Below are 15,988 nucleotides of genomic sequence, written 5' to 3'. Positions count from 1 at the left end.
GATCTCAGCCGGCGCAGCCACATGTGGCCGGACGGGGATTGTGTGGCCGGCCACGCGCATAGGGCGCGGCCGGCCGGAGCAGGCGTCATGGGGAACGAAAGCCGGGCAGACGCGCCAGCGGGAAGGAGAAGGATTGTCCCACCGGCACGGCAGCAGGCCCGGGCTCAGCGCCCCGATGCCCGGACTGCCCTAGAACTCGTGATTGTGCATACGCATCGCTTCACCTCATCGTTACGAGAGGGACACGATGCCTGGCGCTGTCGCCCCAGCATCGCGCGCTTTAGCTGTTGGTAACGCGGAGCAAGCTGCTTCCCGATCAAAAGCCGCGGATTCCTGATTTTCCGGCGAGGGGCGGAATCACATCCTTCGCTTAATCCCTATCTAGTTGGTAGAGATTATGCCGTCAATGAAAGCTTTGGTTTGTCCTGGCAAAGTCTGGATAGGCCGTTGCAACTGGGCGCCGGGCTGAGCGCGCGGGGAAATCTCAATCGTTTCACTTGAAAATGTGGTGACAACAGATAGGCTGGTTTCATGCTCTCGCAGAAAAGCCGTTATACGATCCGCGCCCTTCAGCACCTTGCCGACCTCTATCCGGATGGCCGTGCCCAGATGGGCGAGATCGCGAAGGCGCAGAACATCCCGCCCAAATTCCTGACAGTCATCCTGTCCGAGCTGGTCCGGGTAGGGATCGTGCTGTCCCAGCGCGGGCGCGAGGGGGGATATCAGCTGGCCCTGTCGCCAGTGGATATCCGCTATGGCGACATCATTCGCATCACTCGCGGCTCGTTGGCGCTGGTTCCCTGCGCCAGTCGCTATGCGCATGAACATTGCGACCATTGCCTGCCGGAAAGCGAGTGCCGCCTGCGCGCCCTGATGCTGAAAGTGCGGGACGAGACGGCAGCGATCCTCGACGCGATCACGCTCGCCGATCCGATCGCTGCGGTGCCGGAATTCGCGCTGGAGGACTGAGGGCGCGGCTTAGCGCAGCCCACCCAGCCAGTTCGTGATCACGGACTGGCCGGCCGCCACCGCACCGGGGCCATGCTCGTCATGGGCGGCGCGCAGCGAGGCTTCGCAGCCACCCGCCTCGATCACGGATTCCGGCCATTCCTCGATCCAGGCGTCGAAGCGCGGGTCCAGCCCCATTTCGGCGTGGAACTGCAGCGCCAGGATATTGCGCCCCCGGCGGAAGGCCTGATGATCGTAGACATGGCTGGATGCCAGCAGTTCGACATCGTCGGGCAGGGTGAAGGTGTCGCCATGCCAGTGCAGAATGGGCTGGCCCGCAATCGGGGTGAGCGGGTTATCATTGACGTGATCGTGCACGGTCACCGGGTGGAAGCCCACTTCCTTGTGGGGGCCGGCATAGACATGCCCGCCCAGCGCCTGCGCGATCATCTGTGCGCCGAAGCACACGCCCAGCGTGGGCCGGTCGGCTTCGAGCCGGCGCGCAAGACGACGCAGCTGGCAGGCGATCCACGGATAGACGTCCTGTTCATAGACGCCCATCGGCCCGCCCATCATGATGAGCAGGTCCGGCTCGCTGAGATCGAGCGAGGAGAAGGCCGGATCGGCCACGTCGATCCGGTCAACATCATAGCCTGCCGCCTCGATGGGATCGCGATAACCGGCGAGCCCTTCATATGGCACATGGCGGATGATCAATGCACGCTTTGCGCCCATCACACGTCCTCAGGAATCCCCTTCAGGCAGGAAATCAGGCACGGAGAGATAGCGTTCCCCGGTGTCATAATTGAAGCCCAGAATGCGGGCGCCGTCCGGCAATTCGGGGATAACTTTGTCGATTGCCGCCAAAGTCGCGCCGGAAGAGATCCCCACCAGCAAGCCTTCGCGTCGTGCCGAGCGCCGGGCCCATTCGCGTGCGTCTTCTGCCTCTACCTGCACGACCTTGTCGATCAGGCGAGTGTCGAGATTGGCGGGAATGAAGCCCGCGCCGATGCCCTGAATGGGGTGCGGCCCAGGCTGTCCGCCGCTGATGACGGGAGAGAGAGTGGGTTCCACCGCGAAGACCTTGAGCTGCGGCCATTTCGTCTTGAGCACGCGGGCCACGCCGGTCAGATGCCCGCCCGTGCCGACACCCGTCACCAGCGCGTCGAAGGGCTGATCGTTGAAATCCGCGAGGATCTCGACGACCGTGGTCTTCACATGCGCGTCGATATTGTTGGGGTTTTCGAATTGCTGGGGAATCCAAGCGCCGGGTGTTTCCGCCGCAAGTTCCTGCGCCCGCGCCAATGCGCCGCCCATGCCTTTTTCGCGCGGAGTCAGCTCGAAGCGGGCGCCATAGGCCAGCATCAGCCGCCGCCTTTCGAGCGACATGGATTCAGGCATGACCAGCACGAGCTGATAGCCCTTCACTGCCGCGACCATGGCGAGGCCCACGCCGGTATTGCCGGAAGTCGGCTCGATAATCGTGCCGCCGGGCTGCAACTGGCCGCTTGCCTCGGCCGCCTCGATCATGGCCAGCGCAATGCGATCCTTGATCGAGCCGCCGGGATTGGTCCGCTCGGACTTTACCCACACTTCCGCCTGCGGGAACAACCGGCCCAGGCGGATGTGCGGCGTGCGGCCGATGGTTTCCAGAACTGAATTCGCTTTCATCGACCGGTTCCTCCAGCGCGGGACAATGTATCTACGGATCCGCCCTCGATCAGCGCTGCTGGCGGCGGCGTGGCCGCGGAAATCAGCCGGCGCAGCAGGAAGCGGCCATAAGGCCAGTCCCGGATGTTCGATTGCGCGTTGATATGACCCAGCGGCCCGGCATCTATTAGCCGGCTACCCCAGACCCGGGCCATGCGCTTGGCGCGGCCGAAGCTGGCATAGGGATCGTTGCCGCTCGCCACGAGTATCGACGGGAAAGGCAGCCTTCCACGCGAGAGGGGCGCGAAAGGGGCCAGTCGGGAATCGATCGGCGCATCTTCCACTTCGGGCGGGGCCACGAGCAGCGCGCCGATTACATTGTCGGCGACCGGCCGCCTGAGCGCGTTCCACCAGGAAACGGCGTGGCAGCCGAGGCTGTGGGCCACGAGCACGACCGGCCGGGCAGTCTCTTCGATGGCCGCACCGAGGCGGTCAGCCCAGATCGCCGGTTGCGGCTGGTTCCACATGCCGAGATCGACGCGGCGGCAATCGTCGCGATCCCGTTCCCAGTGAGTCTGCCAGTGATCAGGCCCGCTATTGTCGAGACCCGGAACAATCAGCACCAGAGGCTTGTCCGGGCTGCCATCATGCAAATCCGCCATAATCTAGCTCCTCTGAGTCTGGCCTCACGGCTGACGATTTATCCCTATCGAGTCGATAGGGAAATCAGAGTTAGATGAGGTGAGGGATTTTGTCGATTAAATTGGTAGAGTTTAGGGTGAAGGAAAAGTTGGCGGGATAATGGATGCCCTTGCCTGGGCCTTTGGTCAGGCTGTTCGAGGGCGTCAGTCCGGCGGTGGAACGAGAGCCCAATGCGGGCCTGCCCGGACAAGCTTTAGTCCGGTCTGTCCGGCTAATTGGCGGGCGGCGGGCATCGCCTCGGGCGGACCCGGCAGTTCGCCCGTATAGGCCCTGCGGCGTAATTGCGGCGGTGTTACCAGGCGAAGCTCGGAATAGCCGTTGATATCGTCAATGGCATCGCCAAGCGTGGCATTGCGGTAAACCAGCTTCGCCCCTGCGATCCTGCCAAGCAGACCTTCCTGTCGTGCGGCAAGGGCAGCGCGCTCCGCCATCCAGTGAGGCAGGGCGGCGAATATGGCGAGCGCACAGAGCCCGCCTGCCAACACGCGCAATATCGTTCGCCGAGCGCGGGTTCGAGGTACGATGTTCCGCACTCAGGGAAGCGTCGGGCGGAAGCGCAGCATATTCAGGAGCACGCCGTCGCGCCGGATGAAGTGGTGATAAAGCGCTGCCGCTGCATGCAGACAGATGAGCCCCAACAATACCCAGGCGAGTTGCTCGTGCCACTCGCCGATCCTGTCTGCCAGATCGCTGTCATGCCTTACCAGTGCGGGCAGCTTGATGCCGAACAGCTTGAACTTGCGCATCTTGGCGCTCGATTGCGCCCAGCCGAGCAGAGGCATGGCCAGCATGGCCGCATAGAGCGCGATATGGGAAGCGCCCGCCGTAAGGCGCAGCAGTGGACTGGTTTCGTGTAGGCGCTCAAAACGCACTGCCACGCGAAACAGCAGGCGCAGCGCCGCGAATGCCAGGATGGCAAGGCCGATTGCCCTGTGCATGTCTAGCCAGAACAGGCGACTGTCCGCATCCTCCATCCCTTCATGGGCAAAGCCGATTGCGAAAACCGCGGCGATCAGCACGGCGCTGATCCAGTGAAACGCCACACGCAGCGCATGCCCCTTCGTCATTCGGATACTCCCTGATTTTCCAATGGGCAGACGCCGCCGTTTTCCATCTTCCCCAGCCGCTCGAAAAAATTTTCCGTGCGACTGGGGAGGGCTCTACCCGGCGGCGTCTGCCGCAATAGTGAGAGCTCTCATGAGGGGAATTATATGCGGTATTATCTGCTTGGCGGTGCCAGTGCCCTGCTTGCTGCGGCCTTGATGAGCCCGGGCTGGCTAGCGCCCGATCCGGCTCGTGCGCTGCCTTCTTACGCACGCCAGACCGGCGAGGACTGCGCTGCCTGCCATGTCGGCGGCTTCGGGCCGCAACTCACCCCGCACGGGCGCGATTTCAAGATCAATGGCTTCTCAGACGGAACTACGAAGATCCCGCTTTCAGGCATGGCGGTCGCCAATTTTACTCACACCGCGAAAGATCGGGCGGACGTGATTTCCGGCCATGACGGGCGCAATGACAATGTGGCCCTGCAGGAAGCCTCTGTCTTCCTGGCCGGCCGCCTGGCCAAGGGCTTGGGGACTTTCGTCCAGACGACCTATTCGGAAGTGGATCGCGCAACTGCATTGGACCATGCCGAGGTCCGCTATGCCCACCCGGTGAAGATTGCGGGCGCGGATGCGGTAATCGGCATCGATATCAACAATAACCCGACCTTGTCGGATCCGTTCAATTCGGTCGGCGCCTGGAGCTTCCCCTACACGAGTTCGGACCTCGGTTTCGAAAGCGCCGCTGCACCGCTGCTGCAGGGCGGGATCGAGCATCAGGCGGTGGGTGCCACGGCCTTTCTCTCGCTTGCCGACGGGCTCTATGCCGAGGCCGGTGGCTACAGGTCGCTCCAACCCTCGCTGCTCGGCTCCCTCGGTATCGGAGCCGAAGCAGGCAGCCTCAGCGGCGTCGCGCCCTATTGGCGCCTTGCCTATGCGAAGGATTTCGGCCGTTCCAATGCGTCGATCGGCCTGATCGGGATGAGCGCGCATCTCAATCCGGATCGCGATGGTGGCCCGACGGACAAATATAGCGATGTCGGCGTCGACGCGACCTACCAGTTCCTGGGTAACCGCCAGAATATCGTCAGCGTCAATGCCTCCTACATCCACGAGAACCAGACGCTGGATCATGCCGTCTTTGCGGGGGAAACCAGCCTGGCGAAGCACAGTCTCGACACGATTTCGGGCGATGTGAGCTGGTATTACAAGAAGCACTTCGGCCTGACGCTGGGCGGTTTCAGCACTACCGGCACGCGCGATGCGGATCTGTTCGCTCCGGCCGCCGAAGAGGGCAGCCGCACGGGCAAGCCTGACACGACCGGCTATATTGTCCAGGCCGACTATTCCCCCTGGGGAGGCGAGGGCCAGTCCACCTTCGCCAACCTGCGGCTGGGCCTGCAATATCGTGGCTACACAAAGTTCAATGGCGCCAGTCAGGACTATGACGGCTCGGGCCGCGCTGCCAGTGACAACAATACCCTCACGGCCTTCGTGTGGACGGCGTTCTGAGCCGATGGAGGTAATTCCCATGCGAAAGACAGCAACAGTCATGGCATTGGCTCTGGTCCTGGCAGGGTTCGGCATATCGATGCCCGCCCGGTCCCAGCCGGCGGGCGATGCGGATGCCGGCGGCGATGTCTTCGACAGCTATTGTTCGGATTGTCATTCCGTCTCGCCAAGGGGGACGAACAAGAAGGGGCCTTCGCTTTACAGGGTAATCGGGCGGAAGGCGGGGACCATATCCGGCTTTTCCTACTCGGCACAGATGAAGGCCTCCGGCATCGTGTGGACCCCGGACAAGATCGCTGCCTATCTCGCCAACCCCAAGGCGGTGGTTCCCGGCGGCATCATGAAGTTCAAGGGGCTGGCGAAGCCGGCGGATCGCGCCAATGTCATCGCTTATCTCGTCAATCCCGATTGATGCGGGGGATCTCCGGCATTGGCGGCTCAGTGTGGCTCGTCGCCCTCCAAGCCGCTAATTCCGGCGATAGGCCTTCAGGAAGGTCGAGATCGCCGCCGAGATGCATTTGTCTGCCGGGAAGGCAGGAGGGGCGCCGAAGAGAAGGGGCTCCATGATCCCGGCTTCCAGCAGTGCCTTGAACTGGTGCGCGGCGATCACAGGATCGCTGATCTCCAGTTCGCCTCTCTCGCCCAGCGTTCGCATGTAATCGGTGATCGCGTCCAGACCGCGCTGCGGGCCCAGCGCGTAGAGATGCTCGCCCAGTTTCTCCCGGCCCGGGCTTTCGGCAAGGGCAGTGCGCGTTATCGCAAGTGCATCGGGCGAGGTCAGCAGTCGCAGATAGGCGATGCCGAAGCGGTGGAGCACTTCCTCCACATCTGGTCGGGACGTGTTGAGCAGGTCCAGCAATTCCTGGCCCTGTTCCTCCAGTGCGTCGATCATGGCCGCCGCGAACAGTTCTTCCTTCGATTTGAAGTAGCCGTACAGCGTGGCCTTCGATCCGCCGACCCTGGCCGAGATCGCCGCCATGCTTGCCCGCTCGAACCCGACTTCGCGAAAGATGTCCTTTGCCGCTTCGAGGATCGCCCGGCGGCGATCGTCCGTCCTTACACGCATCTCGCGCCTCTCCTTTTCTGAACCAGCATGTACAGTTTTGACTTGACTGACAAGTCGCTTTCCATAATTGAACTGTACGGTTCAGTTATGTGAGCTCGATCATGATTCGATGGGATTTTTGCGCGCCGGGCCGGCAACTCGGGGTGCTTGCCGGTGCCCTGCTGCTGGCGGGCTGCGTCACACCGCCTCATGCAGCGGATCTGCCGGCGCCAGCCGTGCCGGACAGCCTGGCCGCCACGCGCAGTCTTGCCGCGCCGGCCGGTGCATGGCCCTCGGATCGCTGGTGGGAAGGGCTGGGGGATTCGCAGCTTTCGGCCCTGATCGAGGAAGGGCTGGCCGGTGCCACCGATCTGCGCGTCGCCCAAGCCCGGTTCGACCGGGCGGAGGCGCTCGTTCGGCAGGCGCGCAGCCGGATGCTGCCGACCGCCACGCTCGCCGCAGAGGGCGGCGTTACGAAGCAGAGCTACAATTACCTGTTCCCGAAGGAAGTCGCTCCTCAAGGCTGGCCGGATTACGGACAGGCCAGTCTGGGGCTCAACTGGGAACTGGATTTCTGGGGCCGCAACCGGTCGGCGCTGGCGGCCGCACTTTCTGACGCGGAAGCTGCCGGGGCCGAAGCCGCTTCGGCAAGGCTCGCGGTTTCGGCAGGCATCGCCTCTGCCTATGCCGATATGGCGGGGCTGGAAGCCGAACGCGCTTCTGCCGAGCGTGCGGTCGCCGTGCGGGCCCTCACTCTGGACCTGATGAGTCAGCGCAAGGCGGAAGGGCTGGAAAATCAGGGCGCCGTAGATCGTGCAGTGGCGAACCTGGCCGGGGCAAAGGGCGATCTTGCCGCTCTCGACGAGGCGCTGGCGATCACATGCAACCGTATTGCCGCGCTCATGGGCGCCGGGCCGGACCGCGGCCTTGCGATCGGGCGGACCACTCCTGCCGCGCATGGCGATTTCTCCCTGCCTGCCGAACTGCCTGCTGAATTGATCGGCAGGCGGCCGGATATCGTCGCGGCCCGTTTGCGCGCAGAGGCGGCGGCTAGCCGGATCAAGAGCGCGCGTGCCGCCTTTTATCCCAACGTCAATCTGGCCGGGTTGATCGGTTTTCAGGCACTTGGCATCGGGGACGTGTTCAAGTCCGGCTCCGAATTCGGGACCGCCGGCCCGGCGATCAGCCTGCCGATCTTCGACGGTGGGCGGCTTAATGGCCAGTATCGCGCTGCGGAGGCCGATTACTCGGCCGCTGTCGCCCAGTACGACGGGACCTTGGTGCAGGCGCTGCGCGAGGTCGCCGATGCTGCCACCAGCCAACGCTCGCTAGAGGAAAGGCTGCGCCTCGCAGCCCAGGCGGAACAGGCGGCAGAGGCCGCATGGACCGTTGCCAACAATCGTTATCGCGGGGGTCTTGCGACCTATCTCGACGTGCTTGCCGCGGAAGATGCGCTGATCGCGGCGCGGCGCGGAGTGGCCGTTCTCCAGACCCGTGCCTTCGCTCTCGATATCGCACTGATCCGCGCGCTCGGCGGCGGCTACCGTTCCTGATTGGGGAAAGCAGATGACCAAGATCACCCATGTCGTCGAGCATGACGTCTACACCACGACCGAGGAAGAAAGCCCAGCTGAGGAAACCGCGCGCAAGGGCAAGCGCAAGCGGCTCTTCTTGGCGCTTGCAGCGGGCGTTGCGGTGTTGGGCGGGCTCTACTTGGCTTACGATTCCGTTTTTGCCTCGCGCTATGTTTCGACCGACAATGCCTATGTCGGGGCGGATGTGGCGCAGGTTACTCCGCTGGTTGCCGGGCCGGTGGTCGCAGTGACGGTGCAGGATACGCAGGCGGTCAAGCGGGGCGATGTGCTCGTCCGACTCGACGACACCGATGCAAGGCTGGCTCTGGCCGAAGCCGAGGCTGCCCTGCAGGCGGCAGAACGCCGAGTGCGCGGCATCGTGGCTACCGATAGCGGGCTTGCCTCGCAGGTGGCTGCACGCGGTGCCGAGCGGGCTCAGGCAGCCGCCCGGCTCGCCTCCCGCCGGGCTGATCTCGACAAGGCCCGGATCGATCTCGAACGGCGCGAAGCTCTGGCCGCTTCCGGCTCGGTATCGGGCGAGGAACTGACCATTGCCCGCAATGCGTTCAACATCGCCTCGGCCAATCTGCGCTCGGCGGAAGCCGAACAGGCACTGGCGGCGGCGAACCAGTCTGCGGCAGCAAGCCAGCAGCGTGCCAATTCCGCGCTGATCGAGAATTCGACCATCGAGACCAATCCCGAAGTGGCAGCAGCCCGTGCGCGCCGTGACAGGGCGAAGGTCGATCTGGAACGGACAGTGATCCGCGCGGCAGTGGATGGCGTCGTCACGCGCCGTCAGGTCCAGATCGGGCAGCGCGTCCAGCCGGGTGCAGTGCTGATGGTGATTGTCCCCACGCAGCAGGCCTATGTCGATGCCAACTTCAAGGAAGTGCAACTGGCCAAGGTCCGTCCGGGCCAGGCAGTGACTCTTCATTCGGACCTCTATGGCAGCGATGTTGAATATCACGGCAAGGTCGTGGGTTTCTCGGGTGGCACCGGGGCTGCGTTCTCCGTCGTCCCGGCGCAGAACGCGACCGGCAACTGGATCAAGGTGGTCCAGCGGCTGCCTGTCCGGATCGCGCTCGATCCCAAGGAACTTGCCCGGCATCCGCTGCGGGTCGGCCTGTCCATGAACGTCACCGTCGACGTTTCCGAATAGGTCCGGTCCCATGGCCAGCACCGCGATCACTCCATCGGCGGCGGGGCAGGCCCCCGCCGGCCCGGTTCCGCTTACCGGCTTGCGGCTGCTGATCGCCGCGCTGGCCATCGGTTTCGGCAATTTCCTCGTCGTCCTCGATACGACCATCGCCAATGTCTCGGTGCCGAACATTGCTGGATCGCTGGGCGTTTCGGCCAGTCAGGGCACCTGGGTCATAACTTCCTATGCCGTGGCGGAGGCGATCACGGTTCCGCTGACCGGCTGGCTGACCAAAAGGTTCGGCGCGCAAAGGGTGTTCATCACCTGCTACCTGGCGTTCGGCGTCATCTCCCTGCTCTGCGGACTTGCCCATTCGCTGGGCATGTTGCTGGCGGGGCGAGTGCTGCTGGGCCTTGTCGGCGGGCCGCTCATGCCGCTGTCCCAGATGCTGCTGCTGCGCATATTCCCGCCGCAGAAGGCGACCATCGCTGCCATCATCTGGGCCATGACGACTTTGATCGCCCCGGTCGCGGGCCCGATCCTTGGGGGGATCATCAGCGATAGCATCGGCTGGCCGTGGATCTTCCATATGAAGGTACCCATCGCGCTGGTCGGGGGCTTCATTGCCTGGTCGATGCTGCGCGGGCAGCCCGATCCGCGCGAGCGTGCCTCGATCGACGTGGTAGGCCTCGTTCTGCTGATTGTATGGGTGGGCGCGTTGCAGATCATGCTGGACGAAGGGCGCAATCATGACTGGTTCGCCTCCAGCGAGATCGTCATTCTCGCCATCGTCGCGGTGGTCGGCTTCCTCGCCTTCCTGATCTGGGAACTGACCGAGCCCAACCCCATCGTCGACCTGAGGATTTTCCGCCATCGCGGCTTCACTGCTTCTGCGATCACATACAGCGCCGGCTTTGCGGCCTTCTTCGCCTCGCTGGTGCTGATACCGCTCTGGCTGCAGACCAATATGGGCTACACCGCTACCTGGGCCGGGCTGGCGACAGGCATGATGGGCTTGCTGGCGATTGCGAGCGCGCCTGCGGTGGGCAAGGCGGTAGAGCGGATCGATGCTCGCCTGATTATCTGTTTCGGCCTGATCGGGCTGGGCGCGATCCATGTATGGCGCATGAGCTTTACCCCCGATGTCACCTTCTGGCAGATGGCGTGGCCCACTCTGGCCTCGGGCCTGTTCATGGTGATGTTCTTCATCCCCGTTACAGGGCTCGCCATGGCCAGTGTGGACCCGGAGGAGGCCGCCAATGCGGCGGGCGTATCGAACTTCATGCGCACGCTGGCGGGCGCCTTTGCCGCCGCTCTTGCCCAGACCGGGTGGAGCAATGCCGCACGCACGAACCAGACCGAGCTGGCCGGTGCCATGCCGCATGCGCAGGATGTGGTGGATGGGATGGTTGCCGGGGGCGCACCGCCCGAAGCCGCGGTGGCCAATCTTTCCTATCTGGTCGAAGGGCAGAGCCTGATGTTGGCGACGCTTAATATCTTTGCGATCATTGCGCTTGTGTTCTTTGCATCCGCAACCCTGATCTGGCTCGCTCCCAAGCCTAAAGGGCCGATCGACACGACTTCCGGGCACTAAGCGGCCCCAAGCGGCCCCAAGTCGCCCCGCGGCATTTTTGCGTCCCGCCGGACTGTGGAGGTTGTCCGGCGGCGGCGTCTTGCCCTCGACAGCGAGGAGCAATGGATGCCCCAGATCACCGACATTTCGCTAATCGGCCGCAGATATATGGACGTCTTCGGGGCCCGGCCGGCTCCCTCGTTCCGCGACTATCTCGCCCATGGTTCCGGAGGTACGGGCGCGATGCTCGGCTACCGGCGGGCCGATGAGGCTGGCCTGTTTCTCGAAGCCTATCTGGACTGCCCGGTCGAGGCCTGTCTCGAGGCCGCTCTCGGCCGCAGGATCGAGCGAAGCGACGTGGTCGAGATCGGCAATTTCGCCGCAGACAATGCCATGGCGATGATCGAGCTGTGGGGCGCCGCCGCGAACGACCTTGCCGGAGGCAGCGAGATCGCCGTCGCGACCCTGACCGCGCCGCTGCGCCGCATCTTCGCCCGCATCGGCGTGCCGCTGATCGTGCTCGCGCCCGCCCGGCCCGAACGGCTGGGCGCCGCCGCGGCCGAATGGGGGCGCTATTACCAGACCGATCCGCAGGTCTGCGCCGGGATTATCCGCGAAGGGCAGGGCGCCATCGCGGCCTTCATGGCGCGGCGCAATCGGCGGGAGGCGGCATGACCATCCTGCTCGAAGCCCTGGCGGCCCATGCCGCCGCCGATCCCCGGCGCATCGCGCTCGATCCCGGTGCGGGCGAGCCTGTCACTTATGCCGAACTGGCCCGCATCGTTGCGGATACGGCCCGCGTGCTGGCGCGCGACATGGCCCCGGATGTCCCGGCGGCGATGCAGCTCGATCACGGCGTGCGGCAGGCCATAAGCGACCTTGCCTTGCTGGAGGCGGCCATTCCCGTCCTCTCCCTGCCTTTGTTCTTCACGCCAGAGCAGACCAGACACGCGATTACGGCTTGCGGTGCCCGGATGATCTCCGATCGTGTCCCCAGTGAGCGCGCCGGGCACCGTGAGACCGCGCCGTCCCCCCCATTGCCCCCCGGGACGGCGCGGATAACCTTTACCTCCGGCTCCACCGGCACGCCCAGGGGCGTCTGCCTGTCGGCCGATCACATGCTTGCCGTGGCCGCTTCGGTGGTCGAGGCGGTCGGCATGCGCCATGCAGGCCGGCATCTGGCCCTGCTGCCGCCGGGTATCCTGCTGGAAACGGTCGCGGGCTTCTTCGCCACGCTGCTGGCCGGGGGCACCTATGTCTGCCCGCCACAGGCCGACGTCGGGCTGGCCGATCCTTTCCGCCCCGATTTCGCGGAGATGCTGCGGGCGATCGGGCGGTTCGGGATCACATCGCTGATCCTGGTGCCGGAATATCTCGCCGGGCTTGTCGCCGCGATGGAGCGGAGCGGCACGCGCCTGCCGCAGCTGACGCTGGTCGCAGTGGGCGGGGCGCATGTTCCGCCAGCCCTGCTCGCACGGGCAAGGGCGCTCGGCCTGCCAGTGCGGCAGGGCTATGGCCTCACCGAATGCGCCTCGGTCGTCGCGCTGGAGGATGGGAGCGCAAGCGAGCCCGGTTCCGTCGGCAAGCCGCTCGGCCACATGCAGGTGCGTATCGCCGACGATGGCGAGATCGTTCTCGATGGTCCGCTCTGCCTTGGCACAGTGGGTGGCACGGGCGGCGAGGACCGCCAGCCGGGGCCATTCGCCACCGGCGATATCGGCCGGATCGACGATATGGGGCGGCTATGGATCGAAGGGCGCAAGTCCAGCCTGATCGTCACCAGCTTCGGCCGCAACATCTCGCCCGAATGGATCGAGGCGAGCCTGGCTGCCCGCCCCGAGATCGCACAGGCCATGGTCTATGGCGACGGCTTGCCCGCTCCCGAGGCGCTGCTGGTGCCCGCCAGCCCGGTTGCGGACCTGTCTGCGGCGGTCGCGGCGGTCAATGCCCAATTGCCGCCCTATGCCCGGATCGCCCGCTGGCGCGAGACGGCGCATTTCACGCCCGGAAACGGACGGCTGACCGGCAATGGCCGCCTGCGTCGCAAGGAAATCCTCGCCGCCTATTGCTCGGGCGAGCCCGACTTCTTCACTGTGCTGGAAGCCGCCACTGTCCGCGAGAGGCTGGCCTTCCTTGCCATCCCGCAATTGCAGGCCGGGCTCACCGGTACGATCACCCGGCAGGCCTATCTCGATTACCTGACGCAGGCCTATCACCATGTGAAACACACAGTGCCGCTGATGTGCGCCGCGCATGAGCGGCTGCGCCACCGGCCCGAACTGATTGCCGCGCTCGACGATTATATCGAGGAGGAAGAAGGCCACGAGGAGTGGATACTTTCCGATATCGCGGCTGCGGGCGGCAATGCCGAGGCCGTGCGCCACGGCTAGCCCGCACCTGCCACCCGCGCCATGGTGAACCATGCCTATCGCTCCATCCGCGAGGGCAATCCGGTGTCCTTCTTCGGCACGGTCTATGTGCTGGAAAGCGTCAGCGTGGCACTGGCGCAGCGCGGGGCAAGCGCGGTGGCCGAAAATCTCGGCCTGCCGCCTCAGGCCTTCACGTACCTCACGTCCCACGGCGCGCTCGATCAGCACCACATGGCCTTCTTTGCCCGGCTGGTGAATTCCTTCGCCGATCCGGCCGACCGGGATGCGGTCGTGCGGATGGCAAGGGAGATGTTCGGCCTGTTCGGCGGCGTCTTCGCCTCGATCGAGCTGGAGCCTGCCCATGAAGCCGCTTGAAGGGCAAACCGTGGTGGTCACGGGCGCGGCAGGCGGGATCGGCGCCCCGGTGGCGCGCCTGCTGCGCGAAGCGGGTGCCTGCACGGTCGGGGTCGACCGGGTGGAATGCCCGGCCTGCGATCAGTCCATCATCGTGGATCTGGCAGGCGACGAGCCACTCGAAGCGCTCGCGCGGCGCCTGTCCGAAAGCCCGCCCGACATTCTGGTGAACATCGCGGGCGTGATGCGTTTCGGCCTGCATGAAAGCCAGCCCGCCGATGCCCTTGCGCTATGCTACCGGGTGAACCTGCTGGTTCCTTCCGTGCTGTGCGGCGCGGTCGCGGGCCCGATGCGCCGGCGCGGCGGCGGGCAGATCGTCAATGTCGGATCGGTGCTCGGTGCTATCCCCTATCCATGGTTCGCGGCCTATTCCGCCAGCAAGGCGGGCCTTGCGGCACTGAGCCAGAGCCTGCGCCGCGAATTGCAGGGCAGCGGAATTGCCGTGACGCATATCAATCCGCGCGCGGCGCGCACGCCGTTCAACAATGGCGAGGTTACCCGCTTTCTCCAGATCACCGGCATGAAAGCCGATGAGCCCGCATGGGTCGCACAGAGGATCGCTTCGGCGATCCTCTCACGCCGTCCCACGCTGAATATCGGGGCGATGGAGCGCTTCTATGCGGCGCTCAACGCGCTTGCTCCAAGGCTGGTCGACAGCGGCCTCAATTCGCAGATCAGGCGCGCCCGCGCCGAATTTTCCTGACCCTTCCCGACCGTTGCAGAAGGAATTTCCGCATGAAGATCACTCGCCCCACCATGGTTGCCGCATTGGCCGCGGCGCTGGCCCTGTCCATGCCCGGCGCCGCCTTTGCCGGGATGACGGAGGACGTGAAGGCCGTGAACGATAATTGGGCGCATATCGCCTATGAAGTGCGCGGCTCCAGCACGCAGACGCAGGCGCTGGACAAGCTCGCGAAGGATGCCGCCACTCTCGTGGCGCGCTATCCCGGCAAGGCGGAGCCGCTGCTGTGGCAGGGCATCGTCACCAGCGAACAGGCCAATCGCGCCAACATCTTCCACAAGCTGGGGCTGGCGAAGAAGGCGCATGACATTCTGGCAAAGGCCTATGCGATCGATCCCAAGGCTGCCCATGGCGGCGCGGCGATGAGCCTGGGCGTGCTGTATTACAAGGTGCCCGGCTCGCCTCTCGGCTTCGGTGACAAGAGCCGCGCCCAGCAATTGCTCAAGGAAGCGCTGGCGCTCGATCCGAACGGGCTGGATGCCAATTATTTCTATGCCGATTATTTGCTCGATCAGGGCGACAAGGCAGGCGCGCGATCCTATCTGCAAAGGGCACTGAAGGCCCCGCACGATCCGGCGCGCCCGGCATGGGATGCGGGCCGCCGCCGCGAAGTCCAGTCATTGCTCGCCAAGGCGAAGTAAGGCCCGGCGAGTGGGATTTTCCGAAGGGCTGGCAGGGCAACTGGCCCTGCCTCAGGGGATGATGGGCCGCTTGCTGGGCGGGGCGATGGACATTGCCAACCGGGTGCCTACCCGGCTGGCGCTCGATCTGCTGGCCCCACGCGATGGGGAACGGATTCTGGATGCCGGATGCGGCACTGGCGCGGCGCTGGAAGGCCTGCTGCGCCGGGCCGATATCCGGGGCGTCGGCATCGACCCGTCGGTGACGATGCTGGAAGCTGCCACGCGCCGCCTGCGGGGCCGGGCGCTGTTGATTTCGGGCGCGGTCGAGACTGCGCCCCTGGCCGAAGAATCCTTCGATGCGGCCCTACTGCTCAACGTGCTCTATTTCGCGGACCGGCAGGGGCGGATGGCCAGCGCCATCCACCGTGCCCTCAAGCCCGGCGGGCGGCTGGTCGCCTATGTCACTCATCGCGAGACCATGGCCCGCTGGCAATTCGCCCGCGCGGGCAGGCACCGCCTGTTCGACCGGAAGGAACTCGCGGCGGCCCTTGTCGCGGGGGGATTTGTGCCGGAACGTATTTGGGTGCAGGAAGTGCCGGTAACGCGCTCGGTCCGTGGACTGCTGGTCAGGGCGGTGCGATGAAGCCATTTGGGC

17 protein-coding genes and 1 pseudogene are annotated in these 15,988 nt (G+C 64.9%); 12 read left to right on the top strand and 6 right to left on the bottom strand.

Translation table 11 applies throughout. The features are described 5' to 3' along the window. Positions 1-531: 531 nt before the first annotated feature. Complete coding sequence (locus WFP36_RS12160; RefSeq protein WP_336980767.1) at positions 532-969, top strand: RrF2 family transcriptional regulator; 438 nt, start codon at positions 532-534, stop codon at positions 967-969. A gap of 9 nt (positions 970-978) precedes the next feature. Here WFP36_RS12160 and WFP36_RS12155 read toward each other — a convergent pair whose 3' ends face one another. From WFP36_RS12155 to WFP36_RS12135, 5 genes are all read right to left on the bottom strand, one after another. After that, entirely contained in the window at positions 979-1,683 is a 705-nt protein-coding gene (locus tag WFP36_RS12155) for a glutamine amidotransferase (RefSeq protein ID WP_336980766.1), read from the bottom strand. Between the two features lie 9 nt (positions 1,684-1,692). Next, a complete protein-coding gene (gene cysK / locus WFP36_RS12150) occupies positions 1,693-2,619 on the bottom strand; it encodes a cysteine synthase A (RefSeq protein WP_336980765.1) in 927 nt (308 codons plus the stop codon). After that, entirely contained in the window at positions 2,616-3,260 is a 645-nt protein-coding gene (locus tag WFP36_RS12145; RefSeq protein WP_336980764.1) for an RBBP9/YdeN family alpha/beta hydrolase, read from the bottom strand. The genes cysK and WFP36_RS12145 overlap by 4 nt, the downstream gene beginning before the upstream one ends. Before the next feature lie 183 nt (positions 3,261-3,443). Then, positions 3,444-3,731: a hypothetical protein gene (locus tag WFP36_RS12140; RefSeq protein WP_336980763.1), complete on the bottom strand. Its 288-nt coding sequence runs from the start codon at positions 3,729-3,731 to the stop codon at positions 3,444-3,446. 102 nt (positions 3,732-3,833) lie between these two features. Then, positions 3,834-4,367 (bottom strand): cytochrome b, encoded by a 534-nt coding sequence (locus WFP36_RS12135; protein WP_336980762.1) that lies wholly within the window; start codon positions 4,365-4,367, stop codon positions 3,834-3,836. Positions 4,368-4,511: 144 nt separating this feature from the next. Between WFP36_RS12135 and WFP36_RS12130 the strand changes: the two genes are divergently transcribed. Next, on the top strand, positions 4,512-5,855 hold the full coding sequence (locus tag WFP36_RS12130) for a hypothetical protein (RefSeq protein WP_336980761.1): 1,344 nt from the start codon (positions 4,512-4,514) through the stop codon (positions 5,853-5,855). Positions 5,856-5,874: 19 nt separating this feature from the next. Beyond that, on the top strand, positions 5,875-6,267 hold the full coding sequence (locus WFP36_RS12125) for a c-type cytochrome (protein ID WP_336980760.1): 393 nt from the start codon (positions 5,875-5,877) through the stop codon (positions 6,265-6,267). Positions 6,268-6,321: 54 nt separating this feature from the next. Here the strand turns inward: WFP36_RS12125 and WFP36_RS12120 are convergent, their stop codons facing one another. Further along, a complete protein-coding gene (locus WFP36_RS12120) occupies positions 6,322-6,921 on the bottom strand; it encodes a TetR/AcrR family transcriptional regulator (protein WP_336980759.1) in 600 nt (199 codons plus the stop codon). 101 nt (positions 6,922-7,022) lie between these two features. On the opposite strand from WFP36_RS12120, the gene WFP36_RS12115 reads away from it, so the two are divergent. From WFP36_RS12115 to WFP36_RS12075, 9 genes and pseudogenes are all read left to right on the top strand, one after another. Then, positions 7,023-8,453 carry an efflux transporter outer membrane subunit gene (locus tag WFP36_RS12115; protein ID WP_336980758.1) on the top strand — a complete coding sequence of 477 codons (1,431 nt, stop codon included), beginning with the start codon at positions 7,023-7,025 and terminating at the stop codon, positions 8,451-8,453. Positions 8,454-8,466: 13 nt separating this feature from the next. Further along, positions 8,467-9,633, top strand: coding sequence for an HlyD family secretion protein (locus WFP36_RS12110; RefSeq protein ID WP_336980757.1), 1,167 nt, complete (start codon positions 8,467-8,469; stop codon positions 9,631-9,633). Between the two features lie 10 nt (positions 9,634-9,643). Further along, positions 9,644-11,206 carry a DHA2 family efflux MFS transporter permease subunit gene (locus WFP36_RS12105; protein ID WP_336980756.1) on the top strand — a complete coding sequence of 521 codons (1,563 nt, stop codon included), beginning with the start codon at positions 9,644-9,646 and terminating at the stop codon, positions 11,204-11,206. Between the two features lie 105 nt (positions 11,207-11,311). Next, the gene (locus tag WFP36_RS12100; protein WP_336980755.1) at positions 11,312-11,860 is read left to right on the top strand and encodes a thermostable hemolysin; all 549 of its coding nucleotides are present in this window, start codon (positions 11,312-11,314) and stop codon (positions 11,858-11,860) included. After that, a complete protein-coding gene (locus WFP36_RS12095; RefSeq protein WP_336980754.1) occupies positions 11,857-13,575 on the top strand; it encodes an AMP-binding protein in 1,719 nt (572 codons plus the stop codon). The genes WFP36_RS12100 and WFP36_RS12095 overlap by 4 nt, the downstream gene beginning before the upstream one ends. Positions 13,576-13,590: 15 nt before the next feature. Then, positions 13,591-13,929: pseudogene (locus WFP36_RS12090) on the top strand (iron-containing redox enzyme family protein); the annotation flags it as partial. Beyond that, complete coding sequence (locus tag WFP36_RS12085; protein ID WP_336980753.1) at positions 13,916-14,671, top strand: SDR family NAD(P)-dependent oxidoreductase; 756 nt, start codon at positions 13,916-13,918, stop codon at positions 14,669-14,671. The pseudogene WFP36_RS12090 and the gene WFP36_RS12085, both read left to right, overlap by 14 nt. A 32-nt stretch (positions 14,672-14,703) precedes the next feature. After that, positions 14,704-15,351, top strand: a complete 648-nt coding sequence (locus tag WFP36_RS12080; RefSeq protein ID WP_336980752.1) for a tetratricopeptide repeat protein — start codon at positions 14,704-14,706, stop codon at positions 15,349-15,351. Between the two features lie 10 nt (positions 15,352-15,361). After that, positions 15,362-15,976 (top strand): class I SAM-dependent methyltransferase, encoded by a 615-nt coding sequence (locus WFP36_RS12075; protein ID WP_336980751.1) that lies wholly within the window; start codon positions 15,362-15,364, stop codon positions 15,974-15,976. Positions 15,977-15,988 lie beyond the last annotated feature (12 nt).

The organism is Fulverythrobacter fulvus (assembly GCF_037154085.1).
In the GTDB taxonomy this organism is placed as follows: Bacteria; Pseudomonadota; Alphaproteobacteria; order Sphingomonadales; family Sphingomonadaceae; genus Andeanibacterium; species Andeanibacterium fulvum.
The sequence above is the reverse complement of the archived record's forward strand: the minus strand, read 5'-3'. Positions and strand labels throughout refer to the sequence as shown.